The sequence below is a fragment of the Micromonospora sp. TSRI0369 genome (assembly GCF_001905625.1).
Lineage (GTDB): Bacteria > Actinomycetota > Actinomycetes > Mycobacteriales > Micromonosporaceae > Micromonospora > Micromonospora echinospora_A.
This window is the reverse complement of record NZ_LIVU01000003.1, coordinates 735435-750775: the sequence shown is the minus strand read 5'-3', so window position 1 is coordinate 750775 and position 15341 is coordinate 735435. Positions and strand designations below refer to the sequence as shown.

Below are 15341 nucleotides of genomic sequence, written 5' to 3'. Positions count from 1 at the left end.
CAGGAAGAGCAGCAGCGCCTCCCGCAGACCCCGCACCACCGTCGCCATGTACGCCTCCCCCGGACCCGGCCGTTCGTCCCGCGTCGTGGGACATTGTGCCGGGTCGATGCACTGTCACGCAGTCCCGCGCCGGGCCGGTCCGGCACGGTTATCCCCGGTCGAGCCCGGGTACCGGGAGCCGCATGGCGGAGTTGGCATCGCTCTGGATCGTCCGGCACGGTGAGAGCACGGCGAACGTCGCGGCCACGGCGGCCGAGACGTCCGGCGCCGAGCTGATCGACCTCACCCACCGGGACGCCGACGTGCCGCTGTCACCGACCGGCGAGGAGCAGGCGCGGGCGACCGGCCGCTGGCTGGCCGGGCTGCCGGACCCGCAACGGCCGGACGTGGCGGTGGTGTCGCCGTACCTGCGGGCGGTGCGGACCGCCGAGCTGGCACTGGACGGCACCGGGATCCCGACGAGCGTGGACGAGCGGCTGCGCGACCGGGAGCTGGGCATCCTCGACGGGCTCACCGGCCACGGCGTACGGCGGCGCTACCCGGACGAGGCCGACCGGCGTACCCGGCTCGGCAAGTTCTACTACCGCCCGCCCGGCGGCGAGTCCTGGACCGACGTGGCGCTGCGGCTGCGGGCGCTGCTGGGCGACCTGCGCCGCGACCACGAGGGGGGCCGGGTGCTGCTGTTCGGCCACGACGCGCTGGTCTTCCTGCTGCGCTACCTCGTGGAGGGGCTCGCCGAGGCGGAGCTGATGGCGCTGACCCGCGAGCACGTGATCGCCAACTGCTCGGTCACCGGCTGGCACGCCGACGAGACGGGCCGGCTCGTGCCGGACGTGTTCAACGACGTCGCCCACCTGCACCGGCAGGGGGCGACACCCACCAGGGAGGACGAGGTCCATGCCGAGCCGGTCTGACGTGATCACCCCCGCGCTGCTGCGGGACTGGGCGCTGCCGGTGCCCACCGGCGGCAAGGAGGCGCGCGGCACCGTGCTGGTGGTCGGCGGTTCCCGGTTCACCCCGGGCGCGGTGCTGCTGGCCGGGGTGGCCGCGCTGCGGGCCGGGGCCGGCGTGCTCCAGCTCGCCGCGGCCGAGTCGACGGCCGCGTCGCTGAGCATCCAGGTGCCCGAGGCGCTCGTGGTGGGCCTGCCGGAGACCGCCGACGGCGCGGTCCGCGGCGACCCGGGCGACCTGCTCGGCGGCCTGGTCGCCGAGGCGGACGTGGTGGCGGTCGGCCCCGGTCTGAAGGACATCGACGCCACCGGGGAACTGCTGCGCCTGGTCCTGGACGCAGCCGGCCGGGAGACCGCGCTGGTGCTCGACGCGTACGCGCTGGGCGCGCTCAGCCACGCCCCGGACCTGCTGGTCGGCTCCGGCCGCAAGGTGGTGCTCACCCCCAACCTGACCGAGGCGAAGCACCTGCTGCATCGCGATCCGGGCGACGACCTGGACGCCGAGGCGGTGGAACTGGCCGGCCGGTACGACGCTGTGGTGTCGCTCTACGGGCACATCGCGACGCCGGACGGCCGGGCCTGGCGGGAGGAGAGCGGTGACGCCGGGCTGGGCACCTCGGGCAGCGGCGACGTGCGCTCCGGGCTGCTCGCGGGCCTGCTCTCCCGGGGCGCCGACCCGGCGCAGGCCGCCTGCTGGGCCGCGTTCGCGCACGCGGTGAGCGGGCAGCGGCTGGTCCCCCGGTACGGGCGGATCGGCTTCCTCGCCCGGGAACTGCTCGACGAGATCCCCTACACGATCGCCACGGTCTGACGATCCACAGCTCGGCGGGGTGAGGTGTGTAACACCCCGCCAACGGTGGGCGCTGTTGCGGCGAGGCGTGCAGCCTGCGCGTCTCCACCGGGCCGTACCCCCGTCCAGGGAGCGGCCCGGCCGCACCAACCCCCTGGGAGTCTGTGTGAACAATCTCCGTCGCAAGACACTCGCCGCCGCGTCCGCCGTGACGCTCGGCGCCGGTCTCGCCCTGATCGGCGTCCCGGCGCCGGTGGCGGCCGCCGGACCGGAGACGTCGTACCTGGTCCTCGCCCCGCAGGGCAACGGCACCGCCAAGGCCGCGGCGCGGGTGGCCGCCGCCGACGGCACTGTCGTCGCCGCGTACGACAAGATCGGCGTGCTCGTCGCGCGCTCGTCCGCCCCGGACTTCGCCACCCGGGTGGCCGGCGCCGGCGTCGAGTCGGTCGCCTCCACCGCCGGTCTGGGCACCGCCCTCGACGAGGGCGAGACGGTCGAGGTCCCGGCCGCCGACGTGGTCCGCGCCGCGGGCGACCCGACGGCCGAGCCGCTGTACGGCCAGCAGTGGGACATGGACATGATCCGCGTCCCGCAGGCCCACGCGGTCACCGGCGGCAGCCCGTCGGTGGTGGTGGGCGTGCTGGACAGCGGCATCTCCAGCAGCCACCCGGACCTGGCGACCCAGATCGCCAAGGACAAGAGCACGTCCTGCATCGGCGGCGTCACCGACACCGCCGAGCCGGCGTGGAACCCGACCACCAGCGACCACGGCACCCACGTGGCGGGCACCATCGCCGCCGCGGTCAACGGCGTCGGCGTCACCGGTGTCGCCCCGGGCGTGAAGGTCGCCGCCGTGAAGGTGGTGAACGACGACGGCTACATCTTCCCGGAGGCCGCGGTCTGCGGGTTCATGTGGGCCGCCGAGCACGGCTTCCAGCTCACCAACAACAGCTACTACATCGACCCGTGGCAGCTGAACTGCCGCAACGACGCCCGCCAGCGTCCGGTGTGGAAGGCCGTGCAGCGGGCGCTGCGCTACTCGCAGTCGCAGGGCGTGCTGCACGTGGCGTCGGCCGGCAACGCGAACTTCGACCTGGCCCACAAGATCACCGACACCGGCAGCCCGAACAACGGCACGCCGGAGGAGCGCGAGAACCTCACCAACGCCTGCCTGGTCCTGCCGGCCGAGGCGCCGGGCGTGGTGACCGTCGCCGCCGTCGGCCCGACCGGTGACAAGAGCTACTACTCCTCGTACGGCCAGGGCGTCATCGACGTGACCGCGCCGGGTGGTGACACCCGGTTCCGGACCCGGGGCGCGACCTCGACGTCCACCGACGGCATCCTGTCCACCACCTTCAACACCGCCACCCGCACCAACGGGTGGGGCTACAAGCAGGGCACCTCGATGTCCGGCCCGCACGCCGCCGGCGTCGCGGCGCTGGCGCTGTCCGCGCACCCGGGCATGACGCCGGGTCAGCTCTCCTCGTTCCTGGAGCGCACGGCGGTGGCGAAGTCCTGCCCGGCAGGCGTGTACAACCCGGTGCCGCTGATCCCGGCGGGCCCGAACGCCTACGACGCGACCTGCTCCGGCGGGAAGCGCAACGGGTTCTACGGCGCCGGTGTCGTGGACGCGTACAACGCGGTGAAGTAGACGGCGATCCACGTGGACCGGGCCCGGCGCGCTTGCCGGGCCCGGTCTGTTTGTCCTGGTCGGGCGCCGGGTAGGGGGGCAGCGTCAGCCGACTTAGGAGGTAACCGGTGTCCACCGACGCGATCGTCCTGCTCAAGGAGGACCACAAGGAGATCCGCCGCCTGTTCAAGGCCTTCCAGGAGGCCGAGGAGGGACCGGCGAGCAAGCGCGGGAAGATCGTCAAGCAGATCCTCGAGGCTCTGACGGTGCACACCTACCTGGAGAACGAGGTAATGTACCCGGAGGTCCGCAAGCTGGTGCCCGACGTCGAGGACGACATCCTGGAGTCGTACGAGGAGCACCACGTCGCGGACGTGCTCTGCTTCGAGCTGTTCACCATGGACGCCGACGACGAGCGGTTCAACGCCAAGACGACGGTGCTGATCGAGAACGTGCTGCACCACGTCGAGGAGGAGGAGCAGGAGTGGTTCCCGAAGGTCCGGGAGGCGCTCGGCCGTAACCAGCTCCAGGAGATCGGCCAGCGGATGCTCGACCTGCGCCCGAAGGCCCCGAAAACGCCGACCGCCCCGAAGGCGCTGAAGAAGTCGCTGGACGCCGTGGTCGCCTGACACCGGCCGCACGACGCGAGCGGGACCGCCCCGAGGCAGAGGGGCGGTCCCGCTCGCGTTGCGGCGCTCAGTCGCCGGAGCCGGGCTCGGCCATCTTGCGGTGCTGCTCGGCCTTCAACCGGTTCGGGATGATCTTGCCGGCGGCCACCCGGATCCGGCCGCCGTCGCGCCGCAGGTCGCCCGCCGCGCGCTCGATCGCCGCGTCCTCGGCGGCGACCACCACGTCGTACCCGTGTTCGACGAACCGCGACGGGCGGCCCAACCCCGCAGGCCCCGGCCGGGCCGGTAGGATCGGCGCAGGCCGTGACTGGCGCGTGGAGATGGAGCACCATCGGGGAGCGGCCTCGTCATGAGGACGCATGCCGAGCGCCTGGGCCTTCCGCACGTCACCAGGAGGTCGCATGTCGCGCAACGCCGAGTCCACCGCCTTCCGCAGCGCGCTGGAGGTCGTCCGCGGCGTCGAGCCGCGGGTCGCCGACGCCATCGCCGCGGAACTGGCCGACCAGCGCGAGTCGCTCAAGCTCATCGCCAGCGAGAACTACGCCTCCCCCGCGACGCTGCTGGCCATGGGCAACTGGTTCAGCGACAAGTACGCCGAGGGCACCGTCGGGCGCCGGTTCTACGCCGGCTGCCAGAACGTCGACACGGTCGAGGCGCTCGCCGCCGAGCACGCCCGGGAGCTGTTCGGCGCGTCCCACGCGTACGTGCAGCCGCACTCGGGCATCGACGCCAACCTTGTCGCGTTCTGGGCGATCCTGGCCGACCGGGTGGAGTCCCCCGCGCTGAAGAAGGCGCAGGCCCGGCAGGTCAACGACCTCACCGAGGCCGACTGGTTCGCGCTGCGCCGCGAGCTGGGCAACCAGCGGATGCTGGGCATGTCGCTGGACGCCGGCGGCCACCTCACCCACGGCTTCCGGCCGAACATCTCCGGCAAGATGTTCGACCAGCGCAGCTACGGCACCGACCCGGCCACCGGCCTGATCGACTACGACCGGGTGGCCGAGGCGGCCCGCGAGTTCAAGCCGCTGATCCTGGTCGCCGGTTACTCCGCGTACCCCCGGAAGGTCAACTTCCGGATCATGCGGGAGATCGCCGACTCGGTCGGCGCCACCTTCATGGTCGACATGGCCCACTTCGCCGGGCTGGTCGCCGGCAAGGTCTTCACCGGCGACTTCGACCCGGTGCCGCACGCCCACATCGTCACCACCACCACGCACAAGTCGCTGCGCGGCCCGCGCGGCGGCATGGTGCTCTGCGGGCCGGAGCTGGCCGACCAGGTCGACCGGGGCTGCCCGATGGTGCTCGGCGGGCCGCTGCCGCACGTGATGGCCGCCAAGGCGGTCGCGCTGGCCGAGGCGCGCCGCCCCGACTTCGCCGACTACGCCCAGCGGATCGTCGACAACGCGCAGGCGCTCGCGGACGGGCTGCTGCGCCGGGGCGCGACGCTGGTCACCGGCGGCACCGACAACCACCTGGTGCTCATCGACGTGTCCGGGTACGGCCTGACCGGCCGGCAGGCCGAGCAGGCGCTGCTGGACTCGGGCATCGTCACCAACCGCAACTCGGTACCGCAGGACCCGAACGGCGCCTGGTACACCTCCGGCATCCGCATCGGCACCCCGGCGCTGACCACCCGGGGCCTCGGCGCCGCCGAGATGGACGCCACCGCCGAGCTGATCCACACCGTGCTCAGCCAGACCACGCCCGGCACCGGCCCGGACGGCGCCGCGTCGAAGGCGAAGTACGTGCTGGACCCGGCCGTCGCCGAGTCGGTCGGCAAGCAGGCCGCCGACCTGCTCACGCCGTTCCCGCTCTACCCGGCGGTCGACCTGGGCTGAGCGCCCGACCGACACGAAGCGGCACCCCGGGAGATCCTTCTCCCGGGGTGCCGGCGATTACGGGGGTCAGCGCAGCGGGCGCTTCAGGTGGTAGCGGTGGACCTCGGTGCTGCCCTGCACGTTGTTCACGTCCTCGGCGGCGGACACGAGTTCCCAGCCCTCCCGGCCGACCCGGTTCAGGTGCGCGATGGCGGTGTCGCCGTACGCGGTCACGTCGGTGCGTGACCCGTCCGGGCCGTACCACACGAACGAGACGTGGAAATTGCGTCCCTGACCCTGATACCGACGAACGAGCAACGCGTACTCCCAGGCAACCATTCGTCCATTATCAACAGACGAACGGCGTCAGGAAACACGCAGTGTGCCGTAACCCTGACACTCCGACGTCACGCCGGCGCGCCCACCCCGGCCGTGGTGTCCGCGACCAGCGCGGCGAGCCGGTCCAGCCCCAGATCGATGGATTCCGGTGTGACAGCGCTCACCGACAGCCGCAACGCATTCACCGGCGTACCCGCGTCGTAGAAGTGGGCCATCGGCGTCCAGAGCACGCCGTACTCGCAGGCCGAGCGGTGCAGCAGCGCGTCGTCCACCGCGAACGGCACGCTCACCACCACGAAGAACCCGCCCGCCGGCACGGTCCAGGAGACCGGCCCGCCGGCCGGGAAACGCCGGGCCAGGCCCTCGACCAGGTGGCGCAGGTTGCGGGCGTACGCGGCCCGTTCCCGCACGTTCGCGGCCACCAGCGAGCAGTCGTGCGCCAGCAGCGCGCCGCCGATCACCGCCTGGCTGATCGGTGACGTGTTCACGGTGACCATGCTCTTGATCTTCGCGAGGTGATCGGCCAGCGGCACCACGGTGCCGTCCGCCTCCCCCACCCGCTGGTCGGCGACCACATAGCCGACCCGGGCGCCGGGCAGCACCGTCTTGGCGAACGAGCCGAGGTAGACCACCCGGCGCGCGGTGTCCAACGCCTTGAGGGTGGGCCGCCGCGCGGTGCCGTCGGCCGGGAACAGACCGTACGGGTTGTCCTCGATCAGCAGCAGGTCCTCCTCGGCGGCCAGTTCCAGCAGCCGCCGCCGCTGTGCGGTGGTCATGCTGACCCCGGACGGGTTGGCGAAGTCCGGCATCACGTAGCAGGCCCGGGGCGCCAGCCCTTCCGCGCGGGCCCGGCGCACCCCGGCGCGCAGGTCGGCCAGGTCGACGCCGTCCGGCCCGCCCGCCACCGGGCGCACCGGCAGGTCCACCAGCCGCGCCGCGCCGGTCAGCCCGACGTACGTGGGCGCGACAGCGAACAGCACGTCCGCCGGACCGGTCCGCAGCGCGCGCAGCACCAGGAACATCGCCTCCTGGCAGCCGACCGTCACCACTATCGACTCCGGGTCGACGGTGAGCCCCTCGTCCACGGCGAGGTTGCGCGCGATCAGATGGTGTACGACGCCCTTGGTCCGGCCGTACTGCAACAGCGTCCGGTCCACGGCGGCCCGGTCCAGCCCGAGGTGCTCGGCGAGGTGCCGGCGGAAGCGGTCCAGGTGCTCGTGCAGCAGCGCCGAGTCGAAGAACTCCTCGTACGGGCGCCCGGCCGCCAGCGACACCGCGTCCGGGTAGTGCTGCGCCACCTCGTTGAGGAAGTTCATCGAGTTCAGGGCCGGGTCGCCGACGCTGCCGTGCAGCGCCGTGACGGCCAGGTCGACCGGCTCCACGTCAGCCTCCGATCCGGGTGCGCAGCCGCCGGGCCGAGGCCGGGTCGGGGCAGCCGCTGAGGATGAGGGCGTCGCGCAGCTCCGCCGCGAGCAGCGCGAGCGCCGCCTCGGCGCCGGCCCGGCCACCGGCGGCCAGGGCCCAGAGCAGCGGCCGGCCGAGCAGCACGCCGTCCGCGCCCAGCGCCAGCGCGCGCAGCACGTCGACGCCGCCGCGGACGCCGCTGTCCAGCAGCACCGCGCACCGCTCGTCGACCGCCTCGACCACCTCGGGCAGCACGCTCGCGCTGGCCGGGGCGGCGTCGAGCTGCCGGCCGCCGTGGTTGGAGACCACCACGGCGTCCACGCCGGCGTCCGCCGCGCGGGCCGCGTCGCGCGCGTCCAGGATGCCCTTGACCAGCAACGGCACCCGGGTACGCGCGCGCAGCCACTCCAGGTCCGCCCAGCTCAGCGCCGGGGCGAACACCGCGCCGGTGTGCACCGCCACCGCCGACACGCCGGGCGTGCCCTGGTGGGCCAGGTCGTCCCGGCCGCCGGGCAGGTTCGCGGCGGTGACGTGCGGCGGCAGCGCGAACCCGTTGCGGGCATCGCGCAGGCGCCGCCCGAGCACCGGCACGTCCACAGTCACCATCACCGCGGCGCAACCGGCCGCCGACGCCCGGTCCAGCAGGTCGGCCACCAGCGCCCGGTCGCGCAGCCAGTAGAGCTGGAACCACACCGTCGCGCCGGTCGCCGCGATCTCCTCGATCGGCGTGCTGGCCAGCGTGCTCGCCACGTACGGCACGCCCGCCGCGCGGGCCGCCGCCGCGAGCGCCGGCTCGCCGTCGGGGTGCAGCAACCGCTGGTACGCCATCGGCGCGACAGCCACCGGCAACGCGGCCCGGCCGCCGGGCAGCGTCGCCTCGGTGGACGGGTCGTCCACCCCGGCCAGCATCCGGGGCAGCACCGCCAACCGGTCCAGCGCGGCCCGGTTGGCGGCCAGGGCGGTCTCGGCGCCGCTGCCGCCGTCGACGAAGTCCCACACGTCGGGCGGCAGCACCGCCCGCGCCAGCGCGGCGAAATCGGCCAGGCTGACCGGCGGCACGAACCCGTCCGCCGGGGCGGCGGCCGCGTCAGCCATGGCCGCCCGCGCCCACCGTGCTCCCGGCCGGGTCCACGCCCGCCGCCGGCTCGCCCGCGCCGGACGCCGTGTCCAGCCCGAATGAGCGGCGCAGGAAGGCGGCGGCCCGCTCCTGGGCCTGGCGGCCCGCGTCGAACACGCCGGGCATGGCGAAGAACCCGTGCACCATCCCCGGGTAGTGGGCCGTCTCGGTGGGCACGCCGGCCTCGTGCAACCGCTCGGCGTATCGCCGGCCCTCGGCGCACAGCGGGTCGTACCCGGCGGTGATCACGAGCGCCGGGGGCAGGCCGCCCAGGTCCTCGGCGAGCAGTGGCGACGCCAGCGGGTGCGCCGCGTCGCCGGGGTCGGGGAGGTAGTGGCTCCGGTACCAGCCCACCGAGTGCCTGTTGAACAGCATCGGGTCCTCGTCGTCGCCGGGGCGGTGCCCGGGCCGCTGGTCGGTGTTCGGGTAGACCAGCAGCTGGGCGGCGAGCCGGGGACCGCCGTCGGCGCGGGCCAGCAACGTGACAGCGGCGGCCAGGTTCCCGCCCGCGCTGTCCCCGCCCACCGCCAGCCGGTCCGGGTCGACGCGGAACTCGGCGGCGTGCGCGGCGAGGTGCCGCACCGCGGCGTGGCAGTCCTCCACCGCAGCCGGGAACGGGTGCTCCGGCGCGAGCCGGTAGCCGACTGTAACGGTCTGCACGCCGCCGAGATTGACCAGCCGGCGGCAGATCCCGTCGGCGGTGTCGACGCTGCCGAGCGTCCAGCCGCCACCGAAGAAGTAGACGAGAGTCGGCAGCGGGCCGTCGCCGTCCGGCCGGTGGATCCGCACCGGCAGCGGCCCGGCCGGGCCGGGCACCGTCGTGTCGCGTACCTCGGCGACCGGCTCGACCGCGCCGGAGCCGGCGCGGATCGCGGCGAGGTCGGCGGCGCGGGCCTGAGCCAGGGTCTGAGTGTAGAGCGGCACGGCGCCGCCGGCCGCCCGCGCGGCCCGCCACGCGACCACCTGCGGATCGAGTGTCATCCGGCCTCCCCTGTGGTGACGAAGAGTTTGTCGATGCCGCGCAGGAACAGGCTCCCGCTGTAGGTGTACGGCTGGGTGACTGCGAGCCGGGGGAAGCGCGCGAACAGGCGCGGCAGCGCCAGGCGGCCCTCCAGCCGGGATACCGCCGAGCCGAGGCAGAAGTGCAGCCCCACGCCGAAGGCCAGCGACGGCGGGCCGGGACGGCGCGGGTCGAAGCGGTCCGGGTCGGGGAACCGGGCCGGGTCGCGGTTGGCGGCGGCGATCAGCAGCAGCACGTTGTCGTCGCGGTCGACCGGCACGCCGCCGAGGTCGACGCCGGCCGGCGCGGAGCGTGCCAGGAAGTGCACCGGGCTCTCCATCCGCAGCACCTCCTCCACGCACCCCCGGGCCAGCGAGTCGTCGCCGGGCAGCGCGGCGGTCACGTGCGGGTGCTCCAGCAGCAGCGGCAGGCCGTTGCTGAACATGTAGACGGTGGTGACGAAGCTGGCGTTGAACAGCACGATCAGGTTGCTGATCAACTCCTCCTCGGTCAGGTCGACGCCGCCCGCGTCGAGCACCTCGACCAGCCCGCTGATCAGGTCGTGGCCCGGCGCGCGGCGCCGGTGGGCGATCAGGTCACGGTAGTAGACGCGCAGTTCCTCGGCGGCCTGGTTGGCCCGGGCCAGCCGCTCCGGCGTCTTGCCGGACACGTCCATGTACTCGTCGATCCAGTCGACCCGCTGCCGGTACCAGGCCAGGTCGGCCGCGGGCAGGCCGATGAACTCGGCCATCACCAGCGCCGGGACCGGGTACGCGAAGTCGGCCACGAAGTCCACCTCGGCGCCGTCGGCGCCCGCCTTGGCCATGTGGTCCAGACGTTCGGCGACGATCCGCTCGATCACCGGCTCCAGCGCTACCAGCCGGCGCGGGGTGAACGTCTTCGCGAACACCGCACGCATCCGGGTGTGGTCGGGTGGATTGACGAACATCATCGAGGTCAGGAAGGTCCGCAGGATCTCCTGTTCCTCCCAGCCGGGCGGGAAGCCCTTGTACCAGGCGGGATCGCGCAGGATCTGGTCCACCATGTCGTACCCGCCGGCCACCGCGCTGACGGTGCTGTGCTCGGCACGGGCCGGAACGGCGTTTATCGGCCCGTGCTCGTGCAGGGCCGCGTAGAAGGGATAGGGGTTCTGCCGGCCCTGTTCGCTGTAGAGGCCGGTCAGGATCTCGCTGACGTCCACTGTCTCTTCCTCCCCAGGAAAACGGCGGCGGGGGCGGCGTCGTGTCGACCGCCGCCCCCGCCCGGGTGTCACAGTCCGAGCAGCTTCAATGGCACCGCGTTCGCCATCGCCGCGGCTCCGGTGTCGTTCGGGTGGATGTGGTCACCCGAGTCGTACGCCGGCAGCAGCCGGCTGGGCTGCGCCGGGTCGCGCATCACCGCGTCGAAGTCGACGACGCCGTCGAACTCGGCCCGGCCCGGCCCGCGCAGCCAGGTGTTGACGGCTTGCCGGGTGGCGTCCTTCTCCGGCGTCCACACGCCCGGCCCGCCGTTGCCCTCGTACGGCATGAGCGTGCCGGCGATGCTGGTCAGGCCGCGCGCCTGGACCTGCCGGTTGATCTGGCGCAGCGAGGCGATGATCGCCTCCGGGCTGTCATCGCTCATCCAGATGTCGTTGATGCCCAGTTGGGTGATGACGGTACGCACCCCGGTCTGCGGGAACACGTCCTCGTTGAGCCGGGCCAGCGCGTTCGGGCCCAGCTCGTAGTAGCCGGGGAAGCCGCCCGCGCCGGGCTCGGTGCCCTCGTGGTTGAGCCGGTTGCCGGCCAGGCTGAGGTTGAGCACGCCCGGCGTACGCGGCTCCGGGCGGGCGTCGATCAGCCGCTTGGCCAGGAAGTCCGGCCAGCGGCGGTCGGCGTTGACGGTGCTGCCGTTGCCGTCGCTGATGGAGTCACCCAGCACCACCACGGAGCCGGGCGTGGCCTTGCGCTCCACGTCGATGCCGGACAGGAACATCCAGCAGCAGTTGGGCCGGATGGTGAAGCCGGTGCCCTCGGCCGCCGAGGTGAGGTCGGTGGCGCCGATGAAGTTGGTGACCTTGGACTGGCCGTGGAACGTGACCGGTCCGGTGAGCACCGGGAAGTACAGGGTGACCACCAGGTCCTCCTGCTCCGCCACCGGGAAGGCCACCGGGTCGCTGAGCAGTTCGGCGCCCTTGTTGATGGTCGCCGAGCCGGCACCGGAGAACGTCAGCTGCCGGATGCTGGCCGGGACGATGTCGGACAGGTCGTCGGCGGTGGCGGTGTTCGGCCGGGCGATGGTGGCGCTGCCAACCTGGATGGCCTGCTGGCCGTAGAGGTTGGTCAGCCGCACCCGCAGGCGCGGCCCGCCCACCGAGGTCTGCACTGTCATCCGGATGCTCTGGTTGTTCAGGCCGGTCTCGGTCAGGCCCACGGTGTTCCCGCGGGTCACCGCCGCGGCCCAGGTCCCGGCCCACTCGGCGCGCCCGTGCCCGGCGCGGTCGGTGTCGGTCGGGCCGGCGCTCGCGGTGACCGCCGGGGTGGCGGCGATCAGGAGCGTTACGGCGGAAGCTATGACGTGCCATCTCTTCGGGGTCGGCATCGATCCTCCATGGTCGGCAGCCCCGGGCGTGACGCGGTCGGCGGCACCGGCCCGGGCGATGGACCGGAAACTAGCTTCCGGCGGTGACGAGCGTCAATCAACCTGATCGACATGATCAAATGCCCGCGGGGCGGGACGCAGCGACGATCGGCTCTGTCCGCCGTGGACCGCCGCTGCCTAGGCTCGGAGCTGGCGGCGGTGCGGTCGCCGACCTGGCACCTGCCGTCATGTCCCGGCCCTGACCTGGCCGGACGCCGCTCGCGGACCATGATGGGGGCTGCCCGATGACCGACCGGCCGAACTACGTGCACGAGGCGCTGGAGCTCTTCGCCGGCTTCGGCGACCGGGAGGCGCTCGTCGGCGGCGGACGCCGCCTCACCTACCCCCAGGTCTCCGCCGAGGTACGCGGCCTGGCCGCCGCGCTGCGCCGGCACGGCGTACGCCCCGGCACGGCGGTGCTGGTGATGCTCGGCAACACGGTCGAGGGCCCGCTGCTGCAACTGGCGCTGCACCTGCTGGGCTGCCGGAGCATGTGGATCGCCCCGGTGACCTCGCGGCGGGAGGTCGACGAGTTCGTCGCGCTGTCCGCGCCGCAGGCGTTCGTGCACGACCCGCGTGACCCGCAGGCGGTCCAGATCGCGGCCGGCCTGTCCGGCGTACCGGTGCTCTGCCTCGGCCCCGGCGGCGCCGGACCGGACCTGACCGCCGCGACCGGTGAGCCGGCCGCGGAGCTGCCCGCCGAGGCGCCCGCGCCGGAGTCGTTCCTGCAGACCAGCGGCACCACCGGCACGCCGAAACTGGTGCACCACAGGGAGAGCTTCTACCGGCAGATCCTCGCCCTGGCCGCCGACTTCCGGGGCGCCGGGTTCCCGCTGCTGCGGCACCTGTCGCACTCGCCGATGTGGCTGGCCAGCGGCCAGATCACCACGCTGTTCAACCTGTTCACCGGCGGCGTGCTGTTCCTGCGCGAGCAGTGGGACCCGGCCGCGTTCATCGCCACCGTGGACGCCGAGCGGCTCACCTCAACGTTCGTCACCCCGCCGATGCTCTACGAGGTGCTCGACCACCCCGACCTGCCGGGCGCCGACTTCTCCGCCATGTTCATGTTCAACGTGGGCGCCGGACCCGCCGCGCCCGCCCGGCTGCGCCAGGCCATCGCCCGCTTCGGCCCGTGCCTGCGCATCGTGTACGGGCTCAGCGAGGCGGTGGTCATCTGCGCGTTGCCCGGACTGACCGAGGACCCGGAGCACCCGGAGCGGCTGCGTTCCTGCGGCCGCCCGTACGGCGACGTGACCGTGGAGATCCGCGACACCGACGGCCGGGTGCTGCCGCCCGGCGACGACGGCGAGGTGTGGGTCCGCACGAAGCTGAGCTTCGCCGGCTACCACGGCCGGCCCGAGCTGACCGCGGAGACGCTCGTCGACGGCTGGGTCCGCACCCGCGACATCGGCCACCTCGACGCCGACGGGTACCTCTACCTGGTCGACCGGTTGCAGGACCGGATCCTCACCCGGGCGCGCAGCTGGCCGATCTACTCCCGCCCGATCGAGGACGTGCTCGCCGGTCACCCCGAGGTGCGGGCCGCCGCCGTCATCGGCGTGCCGGACCCGGTGGCCGGGGAGCTGCCGTACGCGTACGTGGTGCCGGCGCCGGGCGCGTCGGTGACCGGCGAGGAGCTGATCGCGCTGGTCGTGCGGGATCTGAGCGAGACCTGGGCGCCCGGCGCCGTGGAGTTCGTCGACGCGCTGCCGCTCAACCGGTCCGCGAAGGTGGACAAACGCGCGCTGCGGGCCCGGTACGCCGCCGCGCATCCCGCCGACGCCGACTCGCTGGGCACCGTGATCGGCAGCCCGGCATGAACCCGCGCCGGGAGTTGTACACCCTGGTCGGCGCCGACCTGCTGTCCAACCTCGGCACCCGGATCTCCGTGGTGGCCATCCCCTGGCTGGTGCTGGAGACCACCGGCAGCCCCACCAAGATGGGACTCGTCGCGGCGGCGGAGACGCTGCCGTACATGCTCTCCAGCGCGCTGGCCACCCCGTGGGCGGACCGGTTCGGCGTCCGCCGTACCTCCGTGTTCGTGGACGCGGCGAGCGCCGTCGCGATGGCGGTGGTGGCGCTGGCGCCCTGGCTCGGGTTCGGCACGCTGCTGGTGCTGGTGGCGATCGCCGGCGGGCTGCGCGGCATCGGCGACCGGGTCAAGCACGTGCTGTTCAAACCGGCCGCCGAGCGGGCCGGGGTGCCACTGATCCGGCTCACCAGCGCCTACGACGGCCTGGCCCGGGGCATGACGCTGTTCGGCGCGGTGCTCGGCGGCCTGCTCATCGACTGGGTCGGGCTGACCCGGGCCATCTGGATCGACGCGGCCACGTTCGCGGTCTGCGCGCTGTTGATCGGCGTGCTGGTCCGGCCACCCGCGTCGGCGCAACCCGCGCCCCGGGAGCCCTACCTGCGGGCGCTGCGCGGCGGCTTCGCGTACCTGCGCACCGACCGGACGCTGATGATCATGCTGCTGGTGGTCTCGGTGTCGAACATGTTCGCCAACGCCAGCGTCGCGGTCTGGATCCCGCTCTGGGTCAACCAGGTGCTCGGCGACCCGGCCGGCTTCGGCCTGCTGCTCGGCGTGTTCTCGGCCGGCGCGCTGCTGGGCAACGTGCTGTTCACGATGTTCGGCACCCGGCTGCCCGCCGGGACGACGTTCGCGCTGGGGCTGACGCTCAGCGGCGCGCCCCGGCTGCTCGCGCTGGCGCTCAGCGACGACCTGGTCGTGGTGCTCGTGGTGACGTTCCTGTCCGGCATCGGCATCGCGGCGGTGAACCCGCTGCTCGGCGCGTCGCTCTACCAGCGGGTGCCGGGCGAGCTGCAGACCCGGGTGCTCGGCATCTCCGGGTCGGTGGCGTTCCTCGGCCTGCCCGTGGGCGCGCTGCTCGGCGGCTGGTCGGTGGCGCTGCTCGACCTGACCCCGGCGCTGCTGGTGATGTCGGTGGTCTGCCTGGTGCTGACCGTGGGGCCGCTGCTGCTGACCCGCGCGTCCCGCCGCCCGGCCCCGGAACCGGCGACCCCCACGCCGGTCTGAGCCGGCCTT

At 73.5% G+C, this 15341-nt stretch carries 14 protein-coding genes and 1 riboswitch; of the genes, 7 read left to right on the top strand and 7 right to left on the bottom strand.

All coding sequences use genetic code 11. The features are described from left to right. The first annotated feature begins 182 nt into the window (after positions 1–182). The 4 genes from AMK25_RS12230 (at position 183) to AMK25_RS12215 (ending at position 3999) form a co-directional block, all read left to right on the top strand. On the top strand, positions 183–914 hold the full coding sequence (locus tag AMK25_RS12230) for a histidine phosphatase family protein (RefSeq protein WP_073828467.1): 732 nt from the start codon (positions 183–185) through the stop codon (positions 912–914). Further along, positions 898–1761 carry an NAD(P)H-hydrate dehydratase gene (locus AMK25_RS12225; protein ID WP_073828466.1) on the top strand — a complete coding sequence of 288 codons (864 nt, stop codon included), beginning with the start codon at positions 898–900 and terminating at the stop codon, positions 1759–1761. Before AMK25_RS12230 ends, AMK25_RS12225 begins: the two co-directional genes overlap by 17 nt. 145 nt (positions 1762–1906) lie before the next feature. Then, complete coding sequence (locus tag AMK25_RS12220; protein WP_073828465.1) at positions 1907–3391, top strand: S8 family peptidase; 1485 nt, start codon at positions 1907–1909, stop codon at positions 3389–3391. A 107-nt stretch (positions 3392–3498) separates the two neighbouring features. Next, positions 3499–3999, top strand: a complete 501-nt coding sequence (locus AMK25_RS12215; protein ID WP_073828464.1) for a hemerythrin domain-containing protein — start codon at positions 3499–3501, stop codon at positions 3997–3999. Positions 4000–4066: 67 nt separating this feature from the next. Here the strand turns inward: AMK25_RS12215 and AMK25_RS32380 are convergent, their stop codons facing one another. Continuing rightward, a complete protein-coding gene (locus AMK25_RS32380) occupies positions 4067–4261 on the bottom strand; it encodes a hypothetical protein (RefSeq protein ID WP_073828463.1) in 195 nt (64 codons plus the stop codon). 31 nt (positions 4262–4292) lie between these two features. Further along, positions 4293–4382, top strand: a riboswitch (ZMP/ZTP riboswitch). Positions 4383–4400: 18 nt separating this feature from the next. On the opposite strand from AMK25_RS32380, the gene AMK25_RS12205 reads away from it, so the two are divergent. Next, the gene (locus tag AMK25_RS12205; RefSeq protein ID WP_073828462.1) at positions 4401–5837 is read left to right on the top strand and encodes a glycine hydroxymethyltransferase; all 1437 of its coding nucleotides are present in this window, start codon (positions 4401–4403) and stop codon (positions 5835–5837) included. Positions 5838–5903: 66 nt separating this feature from the next. On the opposite strand, the gene AMK25_RS12200 is transcribed toward AMK25_RS12205, so the two are convergent. From AMK25_RS12200 to AMK25_RS12175, 6 genes are all read right to left on the bottom strand, one after another. Further along, positions 5904–6155, bottom strand: coding sequence for a hypothetical protein (locus AMK25_RS12200; RefSeq protein ID WP_013286617.1), 252 nt, complete (start codon positions 6153–6155; stop codon positions 5904–5906). A gap of 68 nt (positions 6156–6223) precedes the next feature. Next, positions 6224–7537 carry an aminotransferase-like domain-containing protein gene (locus tag AMK25_RS12195; RefSeq protein ID WP_073828461.1) on the bottom strand — a complete coding sequence of 438 codons (1314 nt, stop codon included), beginning with the start codon at positions 7535–7537 and terminating at the stop codon, positions 6224–6226. A 1-nt stretch (position 7538) separates the two neighbouring features. Continuing rightward, the gene (locus AMK25_RS12190; RefSeq protein ID WP_073828460.1) at positions 7539–8654 is read right to left on the bottom strand and encodes an alpha-hydroxy acid oxidase; all 1116 of its coding nucleotides are present in this window, start codon (positions 8652–8654) and stop codon (positions 7539–7541) included. Next, positions 8647–9657: an alpha/beta hydrolase gene (locus AMK25_RS12185; RefSeq protein ID WP_241826337.1), complete on the bottom strand. Its 1011-nt coding sequence runs from the start codon at positions 9655–9657 to the stop codon at positions 8647–8649. Before AMK25_RS12185 ends, AMK25_RS12190 begins: the two co-directional genes overlap by 8 nt. Then, positions 9654–10877 (bottom strand): cytochrome P450, encoded by a 1224-nt coding sequence (locus AMK25_RS12180; RefSeq protein ID WP_073828459.1) that lies wholly within the window; start codon positions 10875–10877, stop codon positions 9654–9656. Before AMK25_RS12180 ends, AMK25_RS12185 begins: the two co-directional genes overlap by 4 nt. Positions 10878–10945: 68 nt before the next feature. Then, positions 10946–12256, bottom strand: a complete 1311-nt coding sequence (locus AMK25_RS12175; protein WP_073828458.1) for an SGNH/GDSL hydrolase family protein — start codon at positions 12254–12256, stop codon at positions 10946–10948. Between the two features lie 284 nt (positions 12257–12540). Here AMK25_RS12175 and AMK25_RS12170 point away from each other — a divergent pair, with 284 nt between their 5' ends. Beyond that, entirely contained in the window at positions 12541–14115 is a 1575-nt protein-coding gene (locus tag AMK25_RS12170) for a class I adenylate-forming enzyme family protein (protein ID WP_073828457.1), read from the top strand. Further along, on the top strand, positions 14112–15332 hold the full coding sequence (locus tag AMK25_RS12165) for an MFS transporter (RefSeq protein ID WP_073828456.1): 1221 nt from the start codon (positions 14112–14114) through the stop codon (positions 15330–15332). Before AMK25_RS12170 ends, AMK25_RS12165 begins: the two co-directional genes overlap by 4 nt. Positions 15333–15341: the final 9 nt, after the last annotated feature.